The 26,644-nt window shown below is 31.5% G+C and carries 28 protein-coding genes and 1 riboswitch; of the genes, 8 read left to right on the top strand and 20 right to left on the bottom strand.

The window, feature by feature from the left end; genetic code table 11:
* Window positions 1–190 precede the first annotated feature (190 nt).
* From JM82_RS09960 to xerA, 6 genes are all read right to left on the bottom strand, one after another.
* The gene (locus JM82_RS09960) at window positions 191–1,270 is read right to left on the bottom strand and encodes an adenylate/guanylate cyclase domain-containing protein (protein ID WP_145003031.1); all 1,080 of its coding nucleotides are present in this window, start codon (window positions 1,268–1,270) and stop codon (window positions 191–193) included.
* A 45-nt stretch (window positions 1,271–1,315) separates the two neighbouring features.
* Window positions 1,316–1,891: a porin family protein gene (locus JM82_RS09955; RefSeq protein WP_186439206.1), complete on the bottom strand. Its 576-nt coding sequence runs from the start codon at window positions 1,889–1,891 to the stop codon at window positions 1,316–1,318.
* Entirely contained in the window at window positions 1,869–2,186 is a 318-nt protein-coding gene (locus JM82_RS09950; RefSeq protein WP_186439205.1) for a transporter suffix domain-containing protein, read from the bottom strand. Before JM82_RS09950 ends, JM82_RS09955 begins: the two co-directional genes overlap by 23 nt.
* 14 nt (window positions 2,187–2,200) lie before the next feature.
* Complete coding sequence (locus JM82_RS09945) at window positions 2,201–2,749, bottom strand: TetR/AcrR family transcriptional regulator (RefSeq protein WP_145003022.1); 549 nt, start codon at window positions 2,747–2,749, stop codon at window positions 2,201–2,203.
* Window positions 2,750–3,007: 258 nt separating this feature from the next.
* Window positions 3,008–3,520, bottom strand: a complete 513-nt coding sequence (locus JM82_RS09935; RefSeq protein ID WP_145003019.1) for a hypothetical protein — start codon at window positions 3,518–3,520, stop codon at window positions 3,008–3,010.
* A gap of 149 nt (window positions 3,521–3,669) precedes the next feature.
* Window positions 3,670–4,800: a site-specific tyrosine recombinase/integron integrase gene (xerA, locus tag JM82_RS09930; protein WP_145003016.1), complete on the bottom strand. Its 1,131-nt coding sequence runs from the start codon at window positions 4,798–4,800 to the stop codon at window positions 3,670–3,672.
* A gap of 83 nt (window positions 4,801–4,883) precedes the next feature.
* On the opposite strand from xerA, the gene JM82_RS09925 reads away from it, so the two are divergent.
* On the top strand, window positions 4,884–5,267 hold the full coding sequence (locus JM82_RS09925; protein ID WP_145003013.1) for a hypothetical protein: 384 nt from the start codon (window positions 4,884–4,886) through the stop codon (window positions 5,265–5,267).
* An 85-nt stretch (window positions 5,268–5,352) separates the two neighbouring features.
* Here JM82_RS09925 and JM82_RS09920 read toward each other — a convergent pair whose 3' ends face one another.
* Both JM82_RS09920 and JM82_RS09915 read right to left on the bottom strand, forming a co-directional pair.
* Window positions 5,353–5,928, bottom strand: coding sequence for a DUF2911 domain-containing protein (locus JM82_RS09920; RefSeq protein ID WP_145003010.1), 576 nt, complete (start codon window positions 5,926–5,928; stop codon window positions 5,353–5,355).
* 1 nt (window position 5,929) lies between these two features.
* Window positions 5,930–6,727 carry a DUF6503 family protein gene (locus JM82_RS09915; protein WP_145003007.1) on the bottom strand — a complete coding sequence of 266 codons (798 nt, stop codon included), beginning with the start codon at window positions 6,725–6,727 and terminating at the stop codon, window positions 5,930–5,932.
* Window positions 6,728–6,871: 144 nt separating this feature from the next.
* Between JM82_RS09915 and JM82_RS09910 the strand changes: the two genes are divergently transcribed.
* The 3 genes from JM82_RS09910 to JM82_RS09900 all read left to right on the top strand — a co-directional run bounded on the left by JM82_RS09910 (window position 6,872) and on the right by JM82_RS09900 (window position 9,856).
* Window positions 6,872–7,330, top strand: a complete 459-nt coding sequence (locus JM82_RS09910) for an RNA methyltransferase (RefSeq protein WP_028283779.1) — start codon at window positions 6,872–6,874, stop codon at window positions 7,328–7,330.
* Between the two features lie 27 nt (window positions 7,331–7,357).
* Window positions 7,358–8,239 (top strand): GTPase Era, encoded by an 882-nt coding sequence (gene era, locus JM82_RS09905; RefSeq protein ID WP_145003005.1) that lies wholly within the window; start codon window positions 7,358–7,360, stop codon window positions 8,237–8,239.
* Between the two features lie 87 nt (window positions 8,240–8,326).
* Window positions 8,327–9,856: a choice-of-anchor I family protein gene (locus JM82_RS09900; RefSeq protein WP_145003002.1), complete on the top strand. Its 1,530-nt coding sequence runs from the start codon at window positions 8,327–8,329 to the stop codon at window positions 9,854–9,856.
* 58 nt (window positions 9,857–9,914) lie between these two features.
* Here JM82_RS09900 and JM82_RS09895 read toward each other — a convergent pair whose 3' ends face one another.
* Window positions 9,915–10,412, bottom strand: coding sequence for a GTP-binding protein (locus JM82_RS09895; protein WP_145002999.1), 498 nt, complete (start codon window positions 10,410–10,412; stop codon window positions 9,915–9,917).
* A gap of 98 nt (window positions 10,413–10,510) precedes the next feature.
* Between JM82_RS09895 and der the strand changes: the two genes are divergently transcribed.
* Window positions 10,511–11,821: a ribosome biogenesis GTPase Der gene (gene der, locus JM82_RS09890; protein WP_145002996.1), complete on the top strand. Its 1,311-nt coding sequence runs from the start codon at window positions 10,511–10,513 to the stop codon at window positions 11,819–11,821.
* Between the two features lie 112 nt (window positions 11,822–11,933).
* On the top strand, window positions 11,934–14,717 hold the full coding sequence (locus JM82_RS09885; protein ID WP_145002993.1) for a TonB-dependent receptor: 2,784 nt from the start codon (window positions 11,934–11,936) through the stop codon (window positions 14,715–14,717).
* A gap of 198 nt (window positions 14,718–14,915) precedes the next feature.
* On the opposite strand, the gene thiD is transcribed toward JM82_RS09885, so the two are convergent.
* The 11 genes from thiD to JM82_RS09830 form a co-directional block, all read right to left on the bottom strand.
* Window positions 14,916–15,731: a bifunctional hydroxymethylpyrimidine kinase/phosphomethylpyrimidine kinase gene (thiD, locus tag JM82_RS09880; protein WP_145002990.1), complete on the bottom strand. Its 816-nt coding sequence runs from the start codon at window positions 15,729–15,731 to the stop codon at window positions 14,916–14,918.
* Window positions 15,719–16,372, bottom strand: coding sequence for a thiaminase II (gene tenA, locus JM82_RS09875; protein ID WP_145002987.1), 654 nt, complete (start codon window positions 16,370–16,372; stop codon window positions 15,719–15,721). Before tenA ends, thiD begins: the two co-directional genes overlap by 13 nt.
* Window positions 16,348–16,992 carry a thiamine phosphate synthase gene (gene thiE, locus JM82_RS09870; protein ID WP_145002984.1) on the bottom strand — a complete coding sequence of 215 codons (645 nt, stop codon included), beginning with the start codon at window positions 16,990–16,992 and terminating at the stop codon, window positions 16,348–16,350. Before thiE ends, tenA begins: the two co-directional genes overlap by 25 nt.
* On the bottom strand, window positions 16,989–17,762 hold the full coding sequence (gene thiM / locus JM82_RS09865; protein WP_145002981.1) for a hydroxyethylthiazole kinase: 774 nt from the start codon (window positions 17,760–17,762) through the stop codon (window positions 16,989–16,991). Before thiM ends, thiE begins: the two co-directional genes overlap by 4 nt.
* Window positions 17,763–17,841: 79 nt before the next feature.
* Window positions 17,842–17,934: riboswitch (TPP riboswitch) on the bottom strand.
* Window positions 17,935–18,006: 72 nt separating this feature from the next.
* Complete coding sequence (locus JM82_RS09860) at window positions 18,007–18,576, bottom strand: hypothetical protein (protein WP_145002978.1); 570 nt, start codon at window positions 18,574–18,576, stop codon at window positions 18,007–18,009.
* A gap of 151 nt (window positions 18,577–18,727) precedes the next feature.
* Window positions 18,728–19,564, bottom strand: a complete 837-nt coding sequence (locus JM82_RS09855) for a hypothetical protein (RefSeq protein ID WP_145002975.1) — start codon at window positions 19,562–19,564, stop codon at window positions 18,728–18,730.
* 44 nt (window positions 19,565–19,608) lie between these two features.
* Window positions 19,609–20,421 (bottom strand): TPM domain-containing protein, encoded by an 813-nt coding sequence (locus tag JM82_RS09850; RefSeq protein WP_261375350.1) that lies wholly within the window; start codon window positions 20,419–20,421, stop codon window positions 19,609–19,611.
* A gap of 53 nt (window positions 20,422–20,474) precedes the next feature.
* Window positions 20,475–20,918: a TPM domain-containing protein gene (locus JM82_RS09845; protein WP_145002969.1), complete on the bottom strand. Its 444-nt coding sequence runs from the start codon at window positions 20,916–20,918 to the stop codon at window positions 20,475–20,477.
* 4 nt (window positions 20,919–20,922) lie between these two features.
* Window positions 20,923–21,522, bottom strand: a complete 600-nt coding sequence (locus JM82_RS09840) for a LemA family protein (RefSeq protein ID WP_145002966.1) — start codon at window positions 21,520–21,522, stop codon at window positions 20,923–20,925.
* Between the two features lie 11 nt (window positions 21,523–21,533).
* A complete protein-coding gene (locus tag JM82_RS09835) occupies window positions 21,534–21,863 on the bottom strand; it encodes a MerR family transcriptional regulator (protein WP_145002964.1) in 330 nt (109 codons plus the stop codon).
* Complete coding sequence (locus tag JM82_RS09830; RefSeq protein WP_145002961.1) at window positions 21,863–22,834, bottom strand: M23 family metallopeptidase; 972 nt, start codon at window positions 22,832–22,834, stop codon at window positions 21,863–21,865. The genes JM82_RS09835 and JM82_RS09830 overlap by 1 nt, the downstream gene beginning before the upstream one ends.
* 132 nt (window positions 22,835–22,966) lie before the next feature.
* Between JM82_RS09830 and alaS the strand changes: the two genes are divergently transcribed.
* Both alaS and JM82_RS09820 read left to right on the top strand, forming a co-directional pair.
* Window positions 22,967–25,582, top strand: coding sequence for an alanine--tRNA ligase (gene alaS / locus JM82_RS09825; RefSeq protein WP_145002958.1), 2,616 nt, complete (start codon window positions 22,967–22,969; stop codon window positions 25,580–25,582).
* A gap of 30 nt (window positions 25,583–25,612) precedes the next feature.
* On the top strand, window positions 25,613–26,557 hold the full coding sequence (locus tag JM82_RS09820) for a GSCFA domain-containing protein (RefSeq protein ID WP_145002955.1): 945 nt from the start codon (window positions 25,613–25,615) through the stop codon (window positions 26,555–26,557).
* The last annotated feature ends 87 nt before the right edge of the window (window positions 26,558–26,644 follow it).

Below are 26,644 nucleotides of genomic sequence, written 5' to 3'. Positions count from 1 at the left end.
ACAACGGTCTTGTGTATGGCTCGTTGCGTGCAAATTAGCGATTAATTTTCGGTTGAGGCACAAGCCAGATTTTTAAATTTTACTATTTATCTTTTTTATTGGAAATCGTCAAATTTAAAAATTTGGCGACTTTCCAAATATGCTTTAAATTTGGTTTAATCAACTGAATAGCAATGAGCTATACACGTTGTTAGCCACAGTTTTTTACTCCAATTAAATTTGTTTCCATTTTCTTTCCTTTCAATAATAAAGAACCTAAGTTTTTGAACTTATAGTGGTCTAAATTATCAAACTGTTTATATAAATCTTGAGAGATAATAAGTTGTTGTTCAAATTCGTTACATTTAGATTGAATGCGTGCCGTAGTATTGATAACATCACCGTGATATGCAATTTCTTTCTTTATTGTACCTACTTCGGCAACCATCAACTTACCCGCGTGGATACCAGCCTTAAATTCTGGAATAATATTATAGTTAGATTTATAGTATTCTGATTTATATTCTAAGCTTTGAATAAAGGCAAAAAACATTTTTAAACAATTGTTGTTTTGTATACCGTTTTGAAAATTCCAAATAATTACTGCTTCATCTCCTACATATTGAAATATTTCTGCATTATGTTTTCTTAATAATGCATTTAAATCAGAAAAGCAATCTTGTATTAGTTTACTATACTTTAAATGCCCAAGCTCTTCGGCAATTGAAGTAGAAGACTTTAAATCTATAAACATAAAAACCCTGTATTCTTCTTTTGGTTGCCTGTATTTTCCTATAAGTATATTATAAAAATTCTTATGCCCTAATCGTTGTGTAGCTATATTTATAAACGACAATCCCATTGATACAACACTAGCATATAATAACGCAGCCCAAAATAATTTAGTTGAAAACCACCAATTTAGATAGGCTAAAATGTCAAGATTATCGTTGTCATTATCAACTTGAAACCCAAAAATAATAATAGTAAGAGTAAAAATTATTATGAATAAAATTGACTCTAGAACAAACATAACCCACATAGGTAGGTTAGCGAAAATTTTTCTTTCGAAATAATAGTTGATAAAAGAATATAATACCCCAAATAAAACACCAAAAAAAATAGAGTGTTTTATATTTACTATCATAGAAAAATCATTATCAAAATTGGCATAAGTAACAAGTTCTTCAGATATACCGTAATATCTAAAAACAGTATATAATACCATTGCAATTATCCAAAACAATAATGATATAAATAGTTTATTGAGGTATTTTCTAACTTCTCGCATTATTGAAGTAGTAATTAAATATAAACAAGGTTATTTACTACTTAATTATTTAAAAATATAAGTTAAAGAAAAATTACCCCAATTATTTGTTAGTTTATCTGAATTTGGGTTGTTATCTAGAATATCTGTAAGCCCAATATTATAAGATAACCCTAATTGAAGATTTTTTGATAAATCATAGCTAACACCAATAGGTATACCTAAATCAGTCTGCTTAAAATCATCTTTGTCAAAGTTGGAACTATCAACATTTAATAAGAAATCCATATATACACCAGTCATTACTCCAAGTTTCTCTGTAGCATAGTATTTAAGTAATATCGGCATATTGATGTAGTCTAGTTTTAAATCGGAAAAGTTACCATCTTTATTTTCCCCTCTTTGAGAATAAAGAATATTTGATTGAAGTGAGAATTTGTTTGAAAATTTCCATTCCCAATATAAACCACCTGAAAAACCTAATGATGATTTTCCTTCATAGTTAGAAATATTAGATATATTACCTCCTGCCATAATACCGAAAACATTTTTTTTATCAATGTTTTGGGAATATAATTGACTACTTATTGTGAATAGGAATGTTAAGATTAAATAATAATTAATGTTTTTGGGTTTCTTCATTACCGATACTTTTGTTATTAATTTCATTTCTGTGTTGATGTTTATTTATAAATATTTTTAAAAATCCTTTTAATTTTTTTATTATCTGTTTACCTAATAAGGCAATTGAAGCGTAAAAAGTTATCTCACCTATAATTATTAATATTGAAGTGATTATTAGTTTGTGGTTTTTTAATTCTAAAAAAGGAACCACAAAAACACAAATCCAAGAAAAAAATGAGATAGTTAATAACGTGTATCCAGTTGTTCGAGTAATATTTTTTTTAGATTCTGTGTTATTGGTATTATTATTCATTTTTTCTTTATTTCTTAGTTTTTTGAGATTATACCATTCCAAAATATTTCCCATATTGTCTTAAAAACTGTTTCTTTATCTAAACCAGTTTTTATTTGATTTCCTCCTAGTTTTAAAATACTAGTGTAATAAGCCTCTAACCACTGAGAATTAAGTAAAGGATTGCAGTCATACTCACTTAGAAATGTTGTGAAAATAGAAATGTAATCTTGTTCGATTTTCTTAATCAAATCTTCTTCAAATTTATATTTATCGCTATGCGTTTCATACAAATTATAAATAGTTGTATATCTAGAATACCATTTTAAATCATATTTCAATAGACTTTTTATTGTGTCAACTGTATTCATTTCTGCCCAAATAATATCAATGAAGCCTTCGGTATATTCGTTTAATAAAGTTTCGAAAACTTGAATAATGAGTTCTTCTTTTCCGTCAAAGTAACGATGTAAAGTTCTTCTGCTAATACCTGATTCTAAGGCAATTTCATCTAGTGACACGAAAATGTTTTTTTCCAATAAAACAATCGCTATATCAATTATATGCTCTTTTGATTTCTTCATTTGACACAAATACGTGACAAATATATTAAAAATTGACACATAAGTGTGTCAAAAAAATGTAAATGTGAAATTATGATTGCAATGAATGCTCTTTATAGAATTCAAGGGTAAATTGTGGCTAACGTGTTTGGCTATGGTTTCGTTGCGTGAAAATCCGCGAGGATTTTCCGCCGTAAACCGAAGATAGCAAATTTGCGAGGACTTTCCGCAAGGAAAGTCAGAAGCAATGAACTATAGCCGGTGTTGTAGCACGTTTTTTTATTTTATTCTTAATGCTAATCCCTCGAATTCTTTTTCCATTTCAATATAGTTTTCTCTCGATTCGTTTATATAGTTTATTGAACAAAATCGATTGTTAGTAACCAATTGATATGTGTTTTGAAATCCGATTGTGTCTTTTTGGTTTTTTATAAAAGCAAAAACTAATTTATAAGCCTTTGCATTGGTCAAAGCATTCTCATCTTTTTCTATTAGTACTGATTTTAAATTCTTTTCAGAGGTCGATTTTTCGAATTCATTTACCAGAGAGAAGTCAGTCGGATTATCAAGCTTGGGCAAAGAGTCAAACTTTATTTTTTGGTCAGATAAAAAAATGAAAGCTTTGTTTTGAGGTTTATTGGTTTCAATAATCCCGAAATTAAAATTTCCTCCGATTTTTTTATTTGTGTTTTCGCTTAATATTATTTCTCCAGCATTCCCTTTTTTGTCAATTAATTTGTATTTGCTGTTTAAATAAGACGAAGTCTTTTTATAAACAGTATCGTTGTCCATTATATTAATATTCAGTTCGCTTGATTTCTTGTTGTTTTGGCAAGAAAAAAAGGTTAAAATCAAAAATAATGTTGTGAATATTCTCATTTCTCAAATGTGCTACAACAATTGAATAAACTCCCAAGGGAGTTTATTCCTATTATATATACCTACAAATCTAACGGATTTTTTATTAAGTTAAAAGTATTTGTGGCAACATGAGTGTAAATTTCTGTGGTTTTTGACGAGTTATGGCCAAGTAGTATCTGTATGTACCTTAAATCTGTACCAGATTCTAGGAGGTGAGTTGCAAAACTATGTCTTAGCACATGCGGAGAAACTTTAACTTTTATTCCTGCTTTTGCTCCTGCATTACTTACAATTTTATAAACACTATTTGCATTATATTTTTGACCTCTAACACCTTCAAATAGATAGTCTTTTGGTTGGTATTGCTTAAAATACAGTCTTAAATCTTTTAGAATACTATGCGATAATAACGTGTAACGATCTTTATTTCCTTTGGATCCTAATACTTTTATTACCATACGTTTACTATCTATGTCTTTTGGTTTTAAACTTAATAATTCGCTTCGACGTAATCCAGCCGAATAGAGTAGGCTAACAATACATTTATGTTTTATGTTGTTGGTGGATTCAATAAGTTTTAAAACTTCTATTTTGGATAATACAATTGGTAGTTTGGCTTCTTTCCTAGGTCTTTCAATTGCATAAAACCGGTTTGGCATGCCTAAAACAACTTCGTAATAAAACTTTATACTATTAATAGCTTGATTAATGTAGGAGTTGGAGTGTTTGCTCTGTATCAAAACCTGTATGTAGTTGCGTATGTCTACTTCATTTAAGCTATCTATATCTTTGTTTATATGGTAATTTATAAATCTTTCAAAACAAGACACGTAGGATTTTACTGTGTTATTAGCATATCTTTTTAATTCTAATTTTTGAAAATAAGATTCTGGACAAGACTTCAAGTTTTTGGGTAAGTCTCGTTTTCTGTACCATTCTACATTAAATTCTTCATCCAATTGTTTGGATTTGGTAGTCTGAAAAAAGTATTTTCCATTAATCCAGGCAACACCTCTAAATAAATCAAATATTGCACTTAAGTTATTTGTTGTGTTTTCAATATAATGCATATTAAACTCATCTGTCCATTGTAAATCTGGTAATTCTTTTATTAAAGAATTTAATACCTTATCAGAGTAAAATTGTAGTCCAATAAATTTTTTATTATCTATTAAAAGATGTTTTAGTGTAATATGTTTTTTTAGTTCCATAGCCAATATTACTTTTATTTAAGTAAATAGTTGTATATTAAACGTTTAATAAACGTATAAATAACTGCTGTATATTCTGTTTTATGAAAAAAAGCAAAACATGTCTGTCTTGTAATAAAGAGGTATCAGGACGATCGGATAAAAAATTTTGTGATGCTTATTGCAAAAGCTCTTTTCATTATAATAAAATGATAGAGGATACACCCAAGTTTTATAGTCGTGTAGACAAACAATTGAAGCTAAATAGGCGTATTTTAAAAATTTACAACAAAGCTGGGAAAGTGACGGTTAGATCTAACGTAGTATTAGATTTAGGGTTTGATCCCAATTTTTTTACCCATTACTGGAAAAACAACAAAGATGAAGTGTATTTATTTGTTTACGAGTTTGGTTTTATGAAAAAAAAGGAGAGCGGAATAGAGAAGTATATATTGGTAAAATGGCAGGATTATATGCTTAAAAAGTAACTGTAGCATAAAATTAAACAGTATGTAAATAGCGTTTTAAAAAAAAAGCCTCGCAATTTGCGAGGCTTTTTTTAGTAATTAAGTCTTATTTTAAAGTAATAGGAAACTCTACAACAGTAGTATCCCATCCAATTTTTAAGTGTACTGTGTTTTTAGATGCCTCGTATAACGCGATAGACAGGTTTTCAATTTCTGTATCACTTTCAGTAACAGCTACGCTTACACTAGCAACATCGTTACTTTCGTCATAACCGTAATTTCCCCAACCATCTAAACCAGTATTTAGTTTAAGTGTCCACTCGTTAGCAGTAGGGATGATTATTATAGAATATCTTCCAGCTTTTACCGTTTTTCCGCCAACAGTAACATCGTTTAAAAATAATATCTCAGTAGACTCATTAGCACCAACTCGCCATGCTTCTCCAAATTTTAATAAACCTCCAAAAATGTCTCTCCCTTTTTTTGCAGGTCTAGAGTAAGTTACTCTAATTTGTGGCTCCATTGCGGCTTGCTTAGCTTCATCTTTTTCAAACGCTCGTTTTGGTGCGTTTTCTGGATAATAGGCACGATCCATTGGGCTTTTGTCCATTTTAGCAAACTCTTGTGCATTGACAGTCGTTCCTATTAATACAACTGCGATAATAAATAGTAATTTTTTCATTTTAGTTTTTGTTTAAATTAATTATGTTCTCGGTTTTTATTTCTGAAAGTTTTTCAAGCATATCAGCTTCATGTAATGTAGGTAGCGTTTGTAATGCAGTACCAACATCTGCTTTATAATTTATATAATCCTGAAACGTTATGCCATCAATAACACGACTGTTATAAGCGCTTCTAAATCTTACACCACCTTCATTGACATGATAACTGTAGGCTAAATAGTCAATTTTATTAGTGTCCTTATTTATCCAATAATAAAACTGGTCGTCAAAGTCTTGTCCACCACCTGCTTCATTAAAAGTAATTTGTATGACTGCATAGTCTTTATTTTTTATAGTAGTAGCTTCAATATAACTAGCGTTAACAGCAGGATCATTTAATTTGTAAGGTAACATAGCAAAATAAATAACCGAGTTTATCGCTCCTGAGCCATCCACAATTTCCTTTTCCGTTAGTGTAACTGCTTTATTATTTAAAAGTCTTGAAAATGTAGTATTAGTCAATATATCTTGGATCGTATCGTTGTCCTTTATATACGTTTTAGTGTACTTATAATTAGAACCTTCATTTTTAAATTGATACTGCTTATCTCTAAAAGTAAACGCATAATGTGCAGTTTGGTATAAGTCGCCACCATGAGCCAAAATAGTTTTATTTATAATTTGCTGCGCTTTACTAAGGGTAGTCGTTGTTACTGTTGTACTATCTATGACTGTTGCAGTATTACTAGTGTTGCGTTCTTTACAGGACGTGTTTAAGGCTAGTAATAGTAGTATAATAACAGGTCTTAAAATGGTCATTGGTTAATTTTTAGATGAAATTACAATTTTTGTCGTTTTAAAAACAAGACCTTTCAATTAATTAGTAAAATTTTATGATAGCTTCCATCATGGATATGTATAACGAAGTGTTTAAAATGTACTTAAAAATTTTACTTTTGTAACATGGTAGATAATTTTGAAAACGAATATTTTGGTATAGGTATCCAAAACGGAAAAACACCAGAAAACTTAGGTGTCCTTTGGCGTACTGCACAAAATTTAGGCGCAAGCTATATTTTTACAATTGGTAATAGGTATGCTAAACAAGCTTGCGATACGCATAATGCAGTCAAGTCTATGCCATATTTTCATTATGATACCTTTCAGGATTTTTATGATAACATCCCAAAAGGTGCGCGATTAGTAGGTGTAGAGCTGGATGATACCGCAGTGGATCTAGAAACCTTCCATCATCCTAGACGTTGTGTCTATTTATTAGGTGCAGAGGATCATGGATTATCTAAACAAGCGATAGAAAAAAGCCATTTTTTGGTTAAATTTAAGTCGCAATTAAGCTTAAATGTATCTGTTGCAGGAAGTATTGTGATGTATGATAGAGGAATAAACAAACCAAGGTCGTAACTTTGCGGTCTATTAAATAAGATTAAGATGGCACATAAAGCAGGTTTTGTAAATATTATTGGTAATCCAAACGTAGGTAAGTCAACACTTATGAATGCCTTTGTAGGCGAAAAATTGTCTATAATTACCTCTAAGGCACAAACCACAAGACACAGGATTTTAGGGATTGTTAATGGTGAAGATTTTCAGGTAATACTAAGTGATACACCAGGAATTATTAAACCAGCTTACGAGCTGCAAGCCTCTATGATGGATTTTGTTAAGTCCGCTTTTGATGATGCAGACATCCTTATTTATATGGTAGAAATTGGTGAAAAAGAATTAAAAGACGAAGCGTTTTTTAATAAAATTACCAATGCTAAAATCCCTGTTTTATTACTTTTAAACAAAATTGATAAATCTAATCAAGAGCAGTTAGAAGAGCAAGTGCAATCTTGGGCAACTAAAGTGCCAAATGCAGAGATTATTGCTATTTCAGCATTAGAAGGGTTTAATGTAAAAGAAGTTTTTGACCGTATTATCGAATTATTACCAGAATCTCCAGCCTTTTATCCAAAGGATCAATTAACAGACAAGCCAGAACGCTTTTTTATAAACGAAACCATTCGTGAAAAAATCTTAATGCATTATAAAAAGGAAATCCCTTATGCAGTAGAGATTGATACGGAAGAGTTTTTTGAAGAAGACCAAATAATCAGAGTAAGATCTGTAATTATGGTGGAGCGCGAAACGCAAAAAGGGATCATTATTGGACATAAAGGAAGTGCCTTAAAACGTGTAGGTGTTGAGGCTAGAAAGGATCTAGAAAAATTCTTTGGTAAGCAAATTCACTTGGAGCTTTATGTAAAAGTTAATAAAAATTGGAGAAGCAACCAACGTCAGTTAAAACGTTTTGGTTACAATCAGTAGCATATTTTAATGTAATCGTTGCTTTGACTTAACTTTAGGTTAAACTTGATGTTTCACTTTTATGGTTTATAAAAAAACCAACTAAAAATGAAACATTTAAAAAAGTCAGTACTATTATTTTCAGCCTTAACATTATTCCATTGTGCAAACGATGATGACGCTTCTGTAGATCTACCAACAGTAAATACAGCAGTTAATTTTACTTATAAAACCACAATTAATGTTGGAGGTGAGGCTGCTGCCGAAATTTCTGCATATGATAAAACAACAAAAAAGTTGTTTGTTACTAATGCTGAAAGTAATGAGATTTCTATTTATAACCTTACAGATTTAGAACTACCATTGCAAGAAGCATCCATTAGCTTAAGTGGTTTTGGTGCACCTAATAGTGTAGCAGTTTTTGATGGTAAGTTAGCAGTAGCTGTTGAAGCTTCAACTAAACAAAATCCAGGACAAATAAGAGTGTATAATACTGCTGATGCGTCTTTAAATAATACCTATACAGTTGGTGCGTTACCAGATATGGTTACATTTTCTAAAGATGGTAATTTTATTTTATCAGCTAATGAAGGCGAGCCAAATGCAGATTATACCAACGATCCAATGGGAACCGTAAGTATTATCGATTTAAATAATAACACTGTTACCACTTTAGATTTTACAAGTTTTAATAGCCAAGAGGCTACTTTGGAAGCCAATCATTTTAGAGTAACAGGATTAAATGCAGATCTAGCAAAAGACGTCGAGCCAGAATATATTACAGTGTCAGAAGACTCGCAGACAGCTTGGGTATCACTTCAAGAAAATAACGGAATTGCAAAAATTAACCTGCTAACAAAAACCATTGAAGCTATTTTTCCTTTAGGTTATAAAGACCATATGTTACCTCAAAATAGTTTGGATGCTAGTAACGAGGATGGCGTAACCCAACTTAAAAATTGGCCAGTTAGAGGTTTGTACCAACCAGACGCTATTGTATCTGTTAGAATAAACGGAACAGATTATGTGATTTCTGCTAATGAAGGTGATGCAAGAGAATATGAAGGCACTCCTGGTTATATAGACATTGACAGAGTTAAAGATTTAACCTTGGATGCCACTATGTTTCCTGCGTCAGAAGATTATCAAAACGAAGCTAATTTAGGACGATTAAACGTGATGTTGTCTGAAGGCGATATTGATAACGATGGTGATTATGACTATTTGTATAGTTATGGTGCACGTTCGTTTTCTATCTGGAGTGCAAATGGAGCTTTAGTGTATGATAGTGGTAATAGTATTGCAACGCAAACCTTAGCAGCTACTCCAGCAACCTTTAATGATGAGGATAAACGAAGCGATGATAAAGGTGCAGAACCAGAAAGTGTTGATGTTTTAAATATTGGTAACCAACGTTATATTTTATTTGTAGGATTAGAGCGTACAGACCAAATTATGGTGTATGATATTACTAATCCAAATGCTCCTGTGTTTTTATCCATTTTATCACACGCTGGAGACGAGGCTCCAGAAGGTCTGTTAGCTATTCCTGCAGCAGATAGTCCAACAGGAAAAGACCTATTGATAGTCTCTAACGAGGATAGTGGTACAGTATCATTTTACGAAAATCAACAATAAGATATATAAGATATAATCGAATTTTAAAAAAAGCTTCAGTGTAAACTGAAGCTTTTTTTTATTCATCTAAAACACTACTCATAAACGTGTAAAGTGCTGTCATTTCTTTTTGGTTTGACGTTTTACTTAAACGTCCAGAAAAATACAATATAAACCATAGTATAACCATACCAATTAGTCCCCAAACTTGTAATTGATAGTCTACTTTTAAGGCATAATTGGAGTAAGCCGAAATACAAAATGCTATAAATAATCCAGCAACTAAAAAATGTAAAAACATAAATAATGTCCAAACTGTTGGATTAGGACCAAAAAGCCCATACAATTGACTTTTGTTGTTTTCTAGATCATTTATCTCTAAATGTAATTGTGGTGACCAAAATTGTTGTTGCGCTTTTGGTAATTTAATAAACACATGATCATCCACTCTGGAGACTATAAATTGCTTCTGGTCCAGTCGTTTAGCTTCAAAATCTTCTAAAACAGACGTATGTGATCTATTTAATTCTATCTTAAATCGTGGACGCAGCACGACTTCATTTAAATTTTCGTTCATAATTATCTCATAATGAAAGTAAAATACTATTTTTTCTCAAACTAAACACTACCTTTGCACTCGCTTACAGGATATGTAATGCATAAAAAAACAAAGATATGGGTAATATAGTAGCTATTGTAGGAAGACCAAATGTTGGTAAATCAACTTTTTTTAATCGTTTAATTCAACGTCGTGAGGCAATTGTGGATGCTGTTAGTGGTGTTACAAGAGATAGACATTATGGTAAAAGTGATTGGAACGGAAAAGAATTTTCGTTAATCGATACAGGAGGATATGTAAAAGGAAGTGATGATGTTTTTGAAGCAGAAATCGATAAACAAGTTGTTTTAGCTATTGAAGAAGCAGATGCTATTATTTTTATGGTAAATGTGGAAGATGGTGTAACAGGAATGGATGAGGATGTTGCAAGATTACTGCGTAAAGTTACAAAGCCTGTCTTTTTAGTAGTTAATAAAGTAGATAATGGTAAGCGTGAAGAAGACGCTGTCGAGTTTTACAACTTAGGACTTGGTGAATACCATACTATTGCTAGTATTAACGGAAGTGGTACTGGAGATTTATTAGATGCTTTAGTAGCAGCATTACCAGAAGTAGAAGAGGAGGAAGAGGAAGTAGATGCTATACCACGTTTTGCAGTAGTTGGTCGTCCTAATGCTGGAAAATCATCTTTTATAAATGCCTTAATTGGTGAAGATAGATATATTGTTACAGATATAGCTGGTACAACCAGAGACTCTATTGATACAAAATATAACCGTTTTGGATTTGAATTTAATTTAGTAGATACTGCTGGAATTAGAAAAAAATCTAAAGTAAAAGAAGACTTAGAGTTTTACTCTGTAATGCGAAGCGTACGTGCTATTGAGCATTCTGACGTTTGTCTTTTAGTAGTTGATGCTACCAGAGGATTTGATGGACAAGTACAAAATATATTTTGGTTAGCACAACGTAACAGAAAAGGTATTGTAGTGCTAATTAATAAATGGGATTTAGTAGAAAAAGACCACAAGTCAACTATCGAATTTGAAAAATACATTAAAACACAATTAGAACCTTTTACTGATGTGCCAATTGTATTTATTTCGGTATTAACTAAGCAACGTATTTATAAAGCTATTGAAACCGCTGTTGAGGTGTACCAAAACCGATCTAAACGTATCAAAACTAGCGAGCTTAATGAGACTTTATTACCTATCATAGATAATTATCCACCACCAGCTTATAAAGGTAAATTTGTTAAAATTAAATACGTAATGCAATTGCCAACACCACAACCGCAATTTGCTTTTTTCTGTAACTTACCACAATATGTGCGTGAAGGATACAAGCGTTATTTAGAAAACAAATTACGTGAGTTGTATGACTTTAAAGGTGTGCCAATTAGCGTTTACATGCGTAAAAAATAATTTTAAGGAAATTTTAAGTTTCTTTTAAGACTAAAGATAATATTACAAGGTTACTTTCGTTTTTGAAAATAAAGAGCTACTAATCAGGCTTTATAACATCAACCAAAAACCAATGCGTAATCTAATCATTATCACTGCACTGCTGTGTACCACTTTTTCATTTAGTCAATCCAAAGAATTTATTATAACAGGTCAGGTGCTTGATGACTTAGATCAAGCACCTTTAGAAGCCGCAACGGTTTATCTAGAGCGTGTCAAGGATAGTAGTTTAGTAACGTATACTATAACAGATAAAGATGGATCTTTTAGTCTAGAAGATGCTAGTGCTGAAGAAAATTTAAATCTTCTAGTGTCTTACGTAGGTTACCAATCTTACAAGAAACAAATAGCTATCAAAGCAGGCGGAAATATTAATTTGGGTAAAATTAATTTGCAAATTAGTAATGCCTTAGATGAGGTAGTTATCAAGTCTTCAGCGCCTGTAACTATTAAAAAAGATACTTTAGAGTTTAATGTAAATTCATTTAAAACAAAAAAAGACGCAACTGTTGAGGATTTACTAAAACAATTACCAGGTGTCGAAATTGATGAAGAAGGTAAGATTAAAGTTAACGGTAAAGAGGTTAATAAAATATTGGTAAACGGTAAACCCTTTTTTGGAAACGATCCTTCTATTACAATAAAAAACTTAACTAAAGAGATTATTGAAAAAATCCAGGTTGTTGACACCAAAACAAAAAGTGAAGCCTTTACAGGAGAAGAAGGAGATAAAGAAAACAAAACCATAAACTTAACCATAAAAGAAGAAAACAATAAAGGTGTTTTTGGACGTGTTGCAGCAGGAGTTGGGACAGATAAAAGGTATGAATTTGCTGGAATGTTTAATAGGTTTGACAACGACCAACGTATTAGCGTTTTGGTTGGTGGAAATAACATAAACTCGCCAGGATTTAGTTTTGGTGAAATCGAAAAAATGTTTGGTAGTGGAGGAAGCCGAAGTTGGGATAGCAATGGTTCTTTTAGTATTAACGGAAGACAATTTGGAGGTGGTCAAGGGATTACAACCTCTAAATTAGCAGGAGCCAATTATGCAGATGCTTTAAGCGAAAAAACAGAAGTTGCTGCAGATTATTTTTTCTCAAACAGTAATTCTGAAAACGAAACGTCTTCCCAAAGGGAAACTATTTTATCTGATTCTAGATATTTTTCTAATTCTACATCTCGCTCAAATAACGATACACAAAGTCATACTGTAAATTCGGATTTTGAAATAAAAATTGACACTACATTTTTTATAAACATCAAACCATCCTTTGCTTACTCTAAAAGTACAACAGATTATACTAGTCAAGACGAAACTTTAGATGAAGATAGAGCGTTAACCAACCAATCTACATTATCATCGTTTGTAGATAATCGCGTTAAAAACTTTTCAAATGAAATTAGCGTTACTAAAAAGTTTGGTAATAAAGGTGCCTTTTTAAGATTTGGATTGGATAACAGTTTTAATAATAGCGAAAGTGAAGACTTTATAAATTCTAATACCGAAGTGTTTGGATCAAGTCCAGAAACTATTAACCGAAACCAATTTACTGATGGTGATAACTCAAGCAACAATTTACAAACTGACATAAGCTATAGATTGCCAGTTATTGAAAAAGAATTTTTTGTAAGTTTTGATTATGAATACCAACGTAATAAAGACGAAAACATACAAAGTACCTTTGATTACAACTCTGGTACAGATAATTATGATGCTTTTAATGAACTGTTAAGTACAGATTTTGAATACACTGATATAAAAAGTGCACCAGGAGTTAGCTTAAGTTATAATAAAGAAAAATGGTCAGCTAGAATAGGTGCAGATTACGTGTCTAGAACTTTGAAAAATCAAGATGGATTACGACCGCAATTTAATGTTGAAAGAGATTTTAAAGCAGTCGAACTACGATCTAATTTTAATTATAGATTTAGTAAAAAGGCTTCTATTTACGCCAATTACAGACTATCAAATAGACCACCATCTTTAAGGCAATTACAAGCGTTTGAGGATGTGTCAAACCCATTAAATACAGTTGTAGGTAATCCTAATCTAGAGCCAACTAATGAGCATAGTTTTTACATGGGCTTTAATGCTTATAATTGGCAAGAACGTTCTGGTTTTTATATGTATGCTAATATTTCTAGAAGTCAAAATGCAGTAGTGTCCAGAACAACAATTGATCCAGCAACTTTAAAACGTATTACTACTTATGACAATGTAGACGGTAATCAAAGTGGGTATTTTGGATTGGATTATAGTAAAAAGTTTAAAATAGACTCTTTACAATCTGTAAGATTTAAAATTGGTAACTGGTCAAACTTTTCAAAAAATATAAACTATAATAACGACGTGCAATACGCAAGTAATGTATTGGTGTTTAATCCAAACTTTGGGATTGATTATGTTTATAATACTATTTTTGAGTTTAAACCACGTTACCGAATTTCATTTACAAATAACAAATATGATATTGAAGCTTTTGAAGACAGAAACTTCACATCTCATAATTTAGATTTAAATACTGCATTTTTTCTTCCAAAAGGTTTAGAATGGCGAAATGATGTCACCTATAATTATAATCCAAATATAGCAGATGGTTTTCAAAAAGATGCTTGGTTTTGGAATGCTAGTGTAGCGTATTCAGTATTAAAAGATAAAGGGTTAGTCACGCTAAAAGTTTATGATTTATTAAATCAAAATACCAACGCAAGGCGTACAGCTACTAATGACTATATACAGGATACGCAAAGTACTGTATTACGTCAATACTTTATGCTTAACTTTAGTTGGAAGTTTAACAGTTTAGGGTCTAAGGGAGAAACTAGAGATAATGGTATGTATTACATGGATTAATTAATCCATAACCTACATAAAGTCTATAATAAAAAAAGCAGCTTACCCTAAAACGTAAGCTGCTTTTGTGTTGTATAATATGTGATTAAATAATGTGCATTGTTTATAGTTATGTGCTTTTTAATACATGCATTTATTTAAAATAGCTGAGGTGTTATGTTAGTAAAAGTTTGTAGATAAATTAAATATTGCAAGTCGTTATTTTAATCCAAAGTGATTTATAGGACCATTTCCTTTTCCTAAAATTTTGTTTTTCCCATTAGCAATAGCCATGTTTATATATTCACAAGCTTGCTTAACAGCATATTCTAAGTCATCGTCTTTACTTAAAAATGCAGCTATACTTGAAGATAAACTGCAACCAGTACCATGTGTATTATTTGTGTGTATTCTTGGGTTTTTAAACACAGATAATGTATCAGTTGAATAATTGTACAATACATCAAACATATCGTCTAAAGTATCTTCTAAATGACCACCTTTTAATAATACAGATGTTTTAAACGTTAGGCCAATATCTTTTGCAGCAGCTTTAACGTTGTTTTTATGGATTACATATCCAATTAATGTTTCTGCTTCCTTACTATTTGGTGTAATTAACAATGCTTTTGGTAATAATTTTTTTAAGCAATCTATAGCTTGATCTGTAATTAACTTGTCGCCTGATGTTGCTATCATTACAGGATCTAGTACAACGTTTTTTGCATTGTATTCAGCTAATTTCATACCAACAATTTCTATTACTTCACAAGAATGGAGCATGCCTATTTTTATGGCATCAAAATTAATATCAGAGAACACAGCATCCAGTTGTTTTTTAATATGAAAAATAGGCATTGGATGTATATCAAAGACACCCTTGGTATTTTGCGCTGTAGATGCAGTTATGACACTTGCTGCAAATGCGCCACATGCCGAAATACTTTTGATATCAGCCTGTATTCCTGCGCAACCACCAGAGTCGCTACCAGCAATAGTTAATACACTTTTGTAGGGTGTTTTTATATTTTCCATGATTCTTTATTATAAGCACTATCCCAAAACATCCATTCTAATTTTGAAGCTTTTTCAAAAGCTTTATTCATGTTATTTATACTTTCATGTGATGCTTTAATAGTATGTTTGTTAGTTATTTCAATTGCACTTTTTACTGAATTTGCAAATGCTTCTCCACCATAGGTGTTAATCCAATCTTGGTATGGATTATTGTTTTTATTTGTCTGATTGGCTAAAATATAATCTCCAATCTGTTGGTAAATAGTAAAACATGGAAGCACAGCTGCAAGACCTTCTTCTAAAGATTTAGTATGTGCCATACGCGATAAGTAACTTATATATAGTTCGCACGTAATTGAAGCTTCGTTTGTTATAATTTTTTGATTAAGAAAATTTTGATGCAAGGCATTTTCTACATTTATGATTCCTGTGGCTGCATTCAAAAAAAACTGTGTATCATTTTCATCAGAACATTTTACACCTATTTGTGCCAAAACCTTTTTGTATTCAGATAAATAAATAGCATCTTGATTTATATAAAAATAAAATATGTCTTTTGGAAGCGTTCCAGCCATAAGCTCTTGTATAAAACGATGCGCTTTTATTTGTTCTAAAATGTGTGCTGTTTTTAAATTTATTTTTTCGTACCAGTTTGACATATAATTTCTTTTAATTGTGCTGTTGCTTGTTCTGGATTGTCAGCTTGTGAAATAGCCGAAACTATTGCTACACCATCTGATCCATGTTTTATTATACTTGCAGTATTTTTGTTGTTGATACCTCCAATACAAATAATAGGTATGCTGCATATTTTTTTTATTTCTTTTAAGCCTTCAATACCTAATGGCAAGTCTAAATCTTTTGTTTTTGTATTAGTATTAAAAATTGGAGATATGCCAATATAATTCACGTCTAGATGGTTAGCTTCCAAAGCTTGTTTTATATTACTTACAGACCAACCAATAATTTTGTTTTTGCCCAATAACTTACGAGCAAGTCCTACAGGCATATCCTTTTGACCAATATGTACACCGTCTGCATCTATAGCTAAAGCAATATCTATTCTGTCATTTATAATAAGTGGAGTCTTGTATTTTAAACAAAGATTTTTTACAGCTAAGGCTCTAATATAAAATGCTTTTGTGTTTAGTTTTTTTTCTCTTAATTGAACTATGCTCACGCCACCTTTTAAACTAGATTCTAAAACATTTAAAAACGCTGTATTGTCAGTTATTCGTTCATCAGTAACATACATTAGAGAATAATCTTGCTGCTTCATTCTTTATTAGAAATTTGGTATAACGCATCAAGAAAATTTATTTGAAAACTCCCAGTACCTTTTGATATTTTTTCAGCCTTATTACCTGCTTTTCCCATTAATTCCATTGCCATATATGAAGCCACATGGTAGTTTGAGTGTACTGCTATACACGATCCAATGATGCTAGTCGCAGTGCAACCCATTCCGGTAACTTTGGCCATAATAGGTTTTCCTTTGGTTACTTTATCAATAAGCTCTCCAGTAATAATATAATCTACAGCACCACTTATAACAATGGTACTATTTAATTTTTTTGAAAGCTCTTGAGCTGCATTTAATGCGTTTTCTGAACTTATTGTACTATCAACACCTTTAGTATTATTGCTTAATTGAGTTAATGCTAAAATTTCTGATGCATTTCCTCTAATAACCGAAGGTTTGTATTGTTCAATAATTTGTAGAGCAGTTTTAGTTCTGTATGAAGAAGCGCCTACACCTACAGGGTCAAAAACAACTGGTATATTAAGTTGGTTAGCTTTTTTAATGGCTAATTCCATTGCTTCAACCCACTTTGGGCTAAGTGTTCCCATATTAATTACCAAAGCAGAAGAAATGGAAGTAATCTCTTCGACCTCTTCAATTGCATGAGCCATTACAGGTGATGCGCCAATAGCAAGTAATGCATTGGCAGTAGTGTTCATCACCACATAGTTGGTAATGTTATGAACTAAAGGTGTCTGTGCTTTTAATTCATTTAAAATTTTGTTGAGTTGTTGTTTTTTAGACATAGTATTTATTGTCAATTTTTATAATAAAAAAAGCCACTTTCGTAGCTGCGAAAGTGGCTTGTATAATTATATATCCAATTATGTACAAGGCTCGTTTCCCTCCGCTGTTGTTAAACATATCAGGTTCATAGGGTATAATCTCAGCCATATTTGGGCACCCCTAACGATTTTGTAAAGTTACTTTTTTTGTTTGAATTTGTCTATATAGTTTATTTGTTAAATGGTTAAATTGTTGAATATGATTTTATTCAACGTATACTTTTTGAGTGTATTCCATAATGTTTTTCAAAATGATTTTATTAACGCTTTCTTTATTAATAACTCCATTTTCATTATTTCTTCCCCAAAATTCATAAAGACTTTCTACTTCATCTGACAATAAAAAATAGTCATATTGTTCTTTCTTAAATCTTTGAAGTTCCTCAAAATTGAATGTTCTTTTCTGTATCAAATTTCCGTTTTCAATCTCCAAATATTCAAATATTCCGTTTTCAGGTTCTTTGTCAAATTCTCCTCTAAATTCATCAATTCTTATAAGTCCAGAATACCATTCAAACTTGTTATTTGGAAATAATTCATCTCGAAATGATTGCATATTAAAATTTATGTCAGTCAACCAATCTAGTTCTTTAATTAAAAGCTTATTATTTTTGACCTCAAATATCGCAACGTATCCTCTCCACAAAGCACTACAACTTATTTCAAATTTAGGACGTTTTTCTGGATGTTGTCGAAAGTAGAGTTCTATTAGTTCAGTATTAAGATAATATTCTTGATTTTCATAAATTAGTTTATCTCTGATTTGACGTGTCATTTTTTAATTGCGTAAAACGTGTATGTATATGTTTTCTTACGTGATTTAGGTACTAATTTAGCAATTATAAACCGAATAGAAAATCTGTGAGGGTTTTTGGAAGTATTGGAGAACCAGGCAAATTAATTATGTACGGTCTTGTGCCACGTGTTTAATAAGTTATTTTTCTTTCTTCTATGAGAGATGGTTGGTTGTGCGTATTAATTAATCTATAAATAATATTACCTTTTTTATCATATTTATATTCTATTGTTGTAATAGATTTTATAGTATCTGAATTTTTGAAAAATAGTTTTTCTCCATAAATATAATTATTTCTGTCATCAAATTTTCTGTTAGTGTAAGAAGTGAAAAGTTTTTTTCCTTTCTTATACCAATTTTGTTCATATTCATTCCCGTTTTTGTCATACTTATGCTCAATGATATTTTTAATACTATTGTCTTCTAGATTGTAACTTGTAGATTTAATTATTCGACCTTTTTTATCGTGAATTATAAGTGTTTTATCTTTAAGTTTATTGTTTTTGTCATAACCAAAATCAACATAATCAATTTTATTTGATGCGTATTCAAAAATTCTTTTTCCAGATAATTTATTGTTATGATAAAATTCAAATGTGCTTTTTTTGAAATTCTTATGTAACTTATAAATAGAAAGGATATTTTCAGTAGAATCTGTATAACAAACGCTTTTGATAGTAAGTTCTTTTTTATTAAATAGTCGTTCACATTTTTTTCCGATTGTGTCTCCTTTAGAATTGATACTATAATCTTTGAATATTCTATTTTTTTTATCAAAGAATGAAATTTCTGAATATTTCATTTTTCCTTTTTTTATAGTGTCATCAATTTCAATTACATCATAAAATGTGATTTGGATTTTTTTTGGATTGCCTATATATTTTTCTTCAAATCTACTTTTGTAATCAAAAGTTTTACAACTTGATATGGTTATTAAGATTAATAATATTAAATGGATTTTTCTCATTTTTGGAACAACACAGATATATGAAACCATTATATAATTTAATATTACCAACCTCCAGAAGCGCCTCCACCTCCAAAGCCACCTCCACCGAAGCCTCCACCAAATCCACCTCCTCCAGAAGAGCCTCCAAAACCACCTCCAAATCCTCCAGAACCACTTCTGTAACCTCCACGTCCAGAGTTGCTTAAAATGATAGCTTCTAAAATACTTCGTGTCGTGTTGCTACCACCTCCAAAGTTATCTGTACCATTGCCACCTTTTTGGTTTTTAGATACAGAGATTAGTATGATGACAAACACAATAAACAAAAAGAATATAAGTCCTACAGGGAATTCTCCTGCGTTGGTGTTCTGTCTAGAGCCTTGATATGCTCCAGTTAAGACTTCAAAAATAGCATCAGCACCACGATTTAAGCCTCCATAATAATTATTTTGCTTAAAGTATGGTATTATGTCTCTTTCTATAATACGACGCGACATAGCGTCTGTTAATAAATGCTCTACACCATAACCAGTACTAATATTTATTTTACGGTCGTCTCTGGCTAATAAAATAAATACACCATTATCTTCTTTTTCTTGACCAATTCCCCAAGCATGTGCCCATTGTGTACCTAAATAATTAATATATTCTCCATCTGTGGATGCTATTATAGCAACCACAATTTGTGTTGAGGTTGTGTCAGAGTATTTTATTAATTTGTTTTCTAAAGTGCTTTTCTCACTTGCGGATAACAAATTTGCATAATCATAGACGCTAGTTTGTCCACCATTTGATAGGCTTGGTTTTTCTGGTATTTTAAATTGTGCAAAACTTGTGCTAAACGATAGTAACAGTAATAATACAATGATTGGCATTGTATACTGTTTTATAGATTGCTTAAAAACTGCTAACCGTTGGTTTTTTAATTTCATCCTTTAGAGATCGTATTAGTCAACTGGTTAGTGTCATTGTCTTGGACTGGAAAATGGGTTTTTAGTTGTTGGCCTGCATGTAAAATACCATCTACTAACCCTTGTTTAAACTGACCATTTTTAAATTGATTTTGGATAATTAACTTAGTGTTGTCCCAAAAATCTTTAGTCACAACATCGTTAATACCTTTATCTCCATAAATACCAAATTTATGGTCGTTTACAGCAACGTAAATTAAAACACCATTTCTGTCTTTTGTATTATGCATTTTTAAAACAGAAAACACTTGTAATGCGCGACCTTCAAGGTTGTCATTACAAGTGTTTTCAATATGCACACGGATTTCTCCAGACGTATGGTCTTCTGCTATACGTATAGCCTCAACAATTTCTTGTTCTTCGGTAGTGGATAGAAAAGATTCTACGTCTTCAGGTATCATGTTTTTAGTCAAATTTAAATTCTACATCAGGTACGTTTTCAGATCCTGGATCAGCTTTGTATCTAGCCATTTCTTTAAATCCAAACCATCCTGTTAATAAGCTGTTAGGGAATTTAGAAGTATAAATATCATATTTATTTACTTCTTCATTATATCTATCTCTAGCAACATTTATTCGGTTTTCAGTACCTTCTTGCTGAGAGATAAATTCTTTAAACTGTTCTGTAGTTTTTAACTCTGGGTATCTTTCAAAAGAGGCAATAAGTCTACTAAAAGATCCACTTAATTCACTCTGTGCTTTTTGAAAAGCTTCCATTTTTTCTGGAGTTAAATTACTAGCATCAATATTAACAGATGTTGCTTTTGCACGTGCTGCAATAACTTCGTTTAACGTTTTTCTTTCAAAGTCAGCAGATCCTTGAACCGTTTTAATTACACTGCTATATAAATCATTACGTCTTTGGTAGGTGCTCTCTACATTAGACCACGCAGTTTTTGCATTAGCTTCTAAAGTTACTGCTGTATTGTTTATTCCTACTGCCCATTTGTATAAGCTAAAAGCAATTATTGCAATAATAATTACTGGTACAAGCCATTTTTTCATAATTGTTGGTTTTAAAGTTGTTCTTTTAGTTTGATTAGTTGATCTCTTACACCTTCCAATTTAGCTATAATTTCAAAATTATCAAGTGTTTTTTTTCTTTCTTCTTTTAAATGAATTTTTGCACCATCCAGAGTAAACCCACGTTCTTTTACTAAATGAAAAATTAGTTGAAGGTTTTTAATGTCTTCAGGTGTAAATTTTCGATTGCCTTTTGCTGTTTTTTTTGGCTTAAGCTCGTCAAATTCTTTTTCCCAAAAACGGATTAATGATGTGTTAACATCAAATGCTTTAGCGACTTCACCTATGGTGTAATACCGTTTTTCTGGAAGTTCTATAATCATTAATCTAAAGATTGGTTTTCAAGTGAAGCACGTTCTAATAACTTATTAAACTCTTCAGGTGTTAAACTACCATAGTAAAAGTTAATTGGGTTAATACGTTCTCCATCTTTAAATATTTCGTAATGTAAGTGTGGTGCTTCAGAGCGTCCTGTACTACCTACAAAGCCAATTAAGTCACCACGTTTAACACGTTGGTTTTTTTGGACATTATATTTAAATAAGTGCGCGTATAACGATACATAACCATAACCATGATCTATTCTAATATGGTTTCCATATCCAGCAGAATTACTGTCTGCACGCTCTACAATACCATCACCAGATGCATAAACAGGTGTACCTCTAGGAGAGGTAAAGTCCATTCCCCAATGCATTTTTCTTAATTTAGTAAAAGGGTCAGATCGCATACCATAACCAGAAGCCATGCGTGTTAAGTCTTCGTTGCTAACAGGTTGTATAGCAGGAATTGCAAGTAGTAGTTTTTCTTTTTCTTCAGCTAAAACAGCAATTTCATCTAAAGATTTGGATTGTACTACAATACGTTTTAATAGTTTATCTATGCGTTTTGAACTGCTAATAATTAATTCTGAATTATCATAACCATCTAGTTTTTTGTATCTATTTACACCACCAAACCCAGCTTTACGTTGCTCTTCAGGTATTGGGTTAGCTTCAAAATATAAACGGTAAATGGCGTTGTCACGATCTTCTATATTGGCTAAGACTGTTTCTGCCTCTTCCATTTTTTTATTAAGTAAATCAAACTGTAATTCTAAGTTTGATAATTCTCGTTTTAACGCTTTCTCTTTGGGCGATTCAAAGTAGTGACCACCAATAAAAACAAACAAAAAACCAAATAAGGCAGCAGCAACTAAGAATAAAGATATAAACTTAAATGTGCGTCTTTTTTTGCGCTCTATTTTTTTATAAGAGAGCGTTTCAGAATCATAATAATATTTTACCTTACTCATTATCTAATTTATACTATTTTTGCAATTAATAAACCTGAATTTTTCAGTTAATTAAATAGTAACGAATAACAAATATATAAATTGTTTTAATAAGCGTTAAGCTTATGCTAACAAGATTATCAACATAGTATTATGAACTCTCAAGATATACGCGCAACTTTCCTTAAATTTTTTGAAGATAAAAAACATAGTATCGTACCTTCTGCACCAATGGTGTTAAAGGATGATCCAACATTAATGTTTGTTAATTCTGGTATGGCTCCTTTTAAAGAATACTTTTTAGGTAATGGTCAACCAAAAAATAATAGACTTACAGATAGCCAGAAATGTTTACGTGTCTCTGGAAAGCATAACGATTTAGAAGAAGTTGGTTATGACACCTACCACCACACATTATTTGAAATGTTGGGTAACTGGTCTTTTGGCGATTATTTTAAAAAGGAAGCAATTGCTTGGGCTTGGGAGCTTTTAACCGAAGTGTATAAAATTGATAAGGATATATTATACGTTACCGTTTTTGAAGGAAGTGACGATGAGGATAACCTTAAAATGGATACCGAAGCTTTTGATATTTGGAAACAGTACATTAGTGAAGACCGTATTTTAAAAGGAAATAAAAAGGATAACTTCTGGGAAATGGGAGAGCAAGGACCTTGTGGACCTTGTAGCGAAATCCATGTTGATATTAGATCTGCAGAAGAAAAAGCTAAAATAGATGGTAAGACTTTAATAAATGAAGACCATCCACAAGTTGTGGAAATATGGAATTTAGTTTTCATGCAATACAACCGTAAAGCAAACGGAACCTTAGAAGGTTTGCCTAACAAACATATTGATACAGGAATGGGATTTGAGCGTTTATGCATGGTGTTGCAAAACGTACAATCTAATTACGATACAGACGTATTTACGCCAATAATTAGAGAGATTGAAACCATTACTGGGAAAGATTATAATAAAGAAGAAAAAGTAGATATTGCTATTCGTGTTATCTCTGATCATGTTCGTGCTGTAGCTTTTTCTATAGCAGATGGACAATTGCCAAGTAATACAGGAGCTGGTTATGTAATCCGTCGTATTTTGCGTCGTGCAGTGCGTTATGGTTTTACTTTTTTAGATAAAAAAGAACCATTTATTTACCGTTTGGTTAATGTTTTAACCGAAAAAATGGGATCAGCTTTTCCAGAATTAAAAGCCCAAAAGCAATTAATAGAAAATGTAATTAAGGAAGAAGAAGCCTCTTTTTTAAGAACATTAGATCAAGGTTTAGCAATTTTAGATCGTATTGTAGACAATGCAACAGATAAGCAAGTGTCAGGATCTAAGGTTTTTGAACTTAAAGATACCTATGGTTTTCCAGAAGATTTAACGGATTTAATTTTACGCGAAAAAGGATTCTCTTATAATAAAGGTGAATTTAATAAGCGCTTAAAAGAACAACAAGGTAGAGGTCGTGAAGCATCAGAGTTAAAATCTGACGATTGGACAGTGCTTATCCAAGATGAAGACCAAGAGTTTATAGGTTATGATCAATTAGAAGCTAAAGTTAAAATTACAAAATACCGTAAAGTCGTTTCTAAAAAAGATGGCGAAATGCACCAACTAGTCTTTAATCTAACACCATTTTATGCTGAAGGTGGAGGACAAGTTGGAGATAAAGGATATATACAAGCTGGGAATGGTGACGTATTTTATATTATAGATACTAAAAAGGAAAACAACGTTATTATTCACTTAACTAAAGAGTTACCTCGTGATGTAAATCAAGTGTTTGTAGCAAAAGTTGACGAGAAACAACGTTACAGAACAGAATGTAACCATACAGCAACACATTTATTGCATCAAGCTTTAAGAGAAGTTTTAGGAGAGCATGTAGAGCAAAAAGGTAGTGCAGTACACTCTAAATATTTACGTTTTGATTTCTCTCACTTTTCTAAGTTAACTGTTGAAGAATTACGTGATGTAGAAAACTTTGTAAACTCTAGAATAGAAAGTAAGTTACCATTACAAGAAGGTCGTAACGTACCAATGGAAAAAGCGATTGAAGAAGGTGCTATGGCTTTGTTTGGCGAAAAGTATGGAGATGCTGTGCGTACAGTACGTTTTGGTCAGTCTATAGAATTATGTGGAGGAACACACGTCGATAACACTGCAGATATCTGGCATTTTAAAATAGTGTCTGAAGGCGCAGTTGCTTCAGGTATACGTCGTATTGAAGCAATTACAAATGATGCGGTTAAGTCTTATTATCAGGACAATAATAGATCATTTTTTGAAATGAAAGATATGCTTAACAACGCACAAGAGCCTGTTAAAGCATTACAGAATCTTCAAGAAGAAAATTCAAGTCTTAAAAAGCAAATAGAACAATTACTTAAAGATAAAGCTAAGAATATAAAAGGCGAACTTAAAAATGAAATAACAGAAATAAACGGAGTAAACTTCTTGGCTAAACAATTAGATTTAGATCCTTCTGGTATTAAAGATTTATGTTTTGAGCTAGGTAGCCAATTTGACAACTTATACTTGTTATTTGGAGCGGAAAATGATGGTAAGGCTATACTGTCATGTTATGTGTCTAAAAGTTTAGTGGACGCTAAAGGGCTTAATGCAGGAACCATTGTTAGAGAATTAGGTAAACACATCCATGGTGGAGGTGGTGGACAGCCATTTTTTGCAACAGCAGGTGGTAAAAATCCAGCAGGTATTGCTAATGCTTTACAGGCAGCTAAGGATTATATCTCTTAAATGTGATATATAAAAACTAGTTGTTTACTTGTGAATCTTCAAACCAAAATACCATTAAATAAACAAGAGTATAATCTGATAGATTATAACTCTAAAGTGTTTTTATTAGGCTCATGCTTTGCGGAAAATATTGGCGAAAAATTTGAATATTTCAAGTTTCCGCACTATGTTAATCCGTTTGGTATTTTGTTTCATCCAATAGCGATTCATAATTTAGTATCTAATGCATTACATGGTAAAAAATATACAGAGGATGACGTGTTTATTAATAACGAGCAGTTTCATAGTTTTGATGCACATTCAAAATTAAGTCAGCATACCAAAAGCTTATTATTACATCAACTTAATGCAGCTTCGCAAAAGACTAGTCATTATTTAAAACAAAGCACACATGTTGTCATCACTTTAGGTACAGCTTGGGTATACCGTTACTTAAAGACTAATAAAATTGTAGCCAACTGTCATAAAATTCCGCAGCAGCAATTTCAAAAACAAATATTAAGTGTAGATGCTATTGTAGCAGCATTACAGTCAATTATACAACAAGTAAAAAAGGTAAATCCTAGGGTTAAATTTATATTTACAGTATCACCTGTTAGACATATCAAGGATGGTTTTATAGAAAACACACAAAGTAAATCGCATTTACTTGCTGCGCTTCATAAAGTGTTGGATGACCAATCTCATTATTTTCCTTCTTACGAAATTATGATGGATGAGTTACGTGATTACCGTTTTTATAACCAAGATTTGCTACATCCAAGTCCATTAGCGGTCGATTACATTTGGGATAGATTTAAAACGGTTTGGATGGCAGATTCTGCTATTGCTATTATGTCTGAAGTAGATACTATTCAAAAAGGATTACAGCACAAACCATTCAATCCAAACTCAACTGCACATCTTAAATTTGTACATCAATTGGTAGAAAGACAAATTACGCTAACAAATCAGTTTCCTAATATTAAGTTTTAGTAATTTGTAAGTAGTTGATTTGTAGCTTTTTTAATACAAATATTGCTTACAACTAATTATTTATCCTTTTTGTCGAATAAAAAATAT

Origin of the sequence: Olleya sp. Hel_I_94 (assembly GCF_007827365.1) — a bacterium.
In the GTDB taxonomy this organism is placed as follows: Bacteria; Bacteroidota; Bacteroidia; order Flavobacteriales; family Flavobacteriaceae; genus Olleya.
This window is presented reverse-complemented; position numbering and strand designations above follow the sequence as displayed.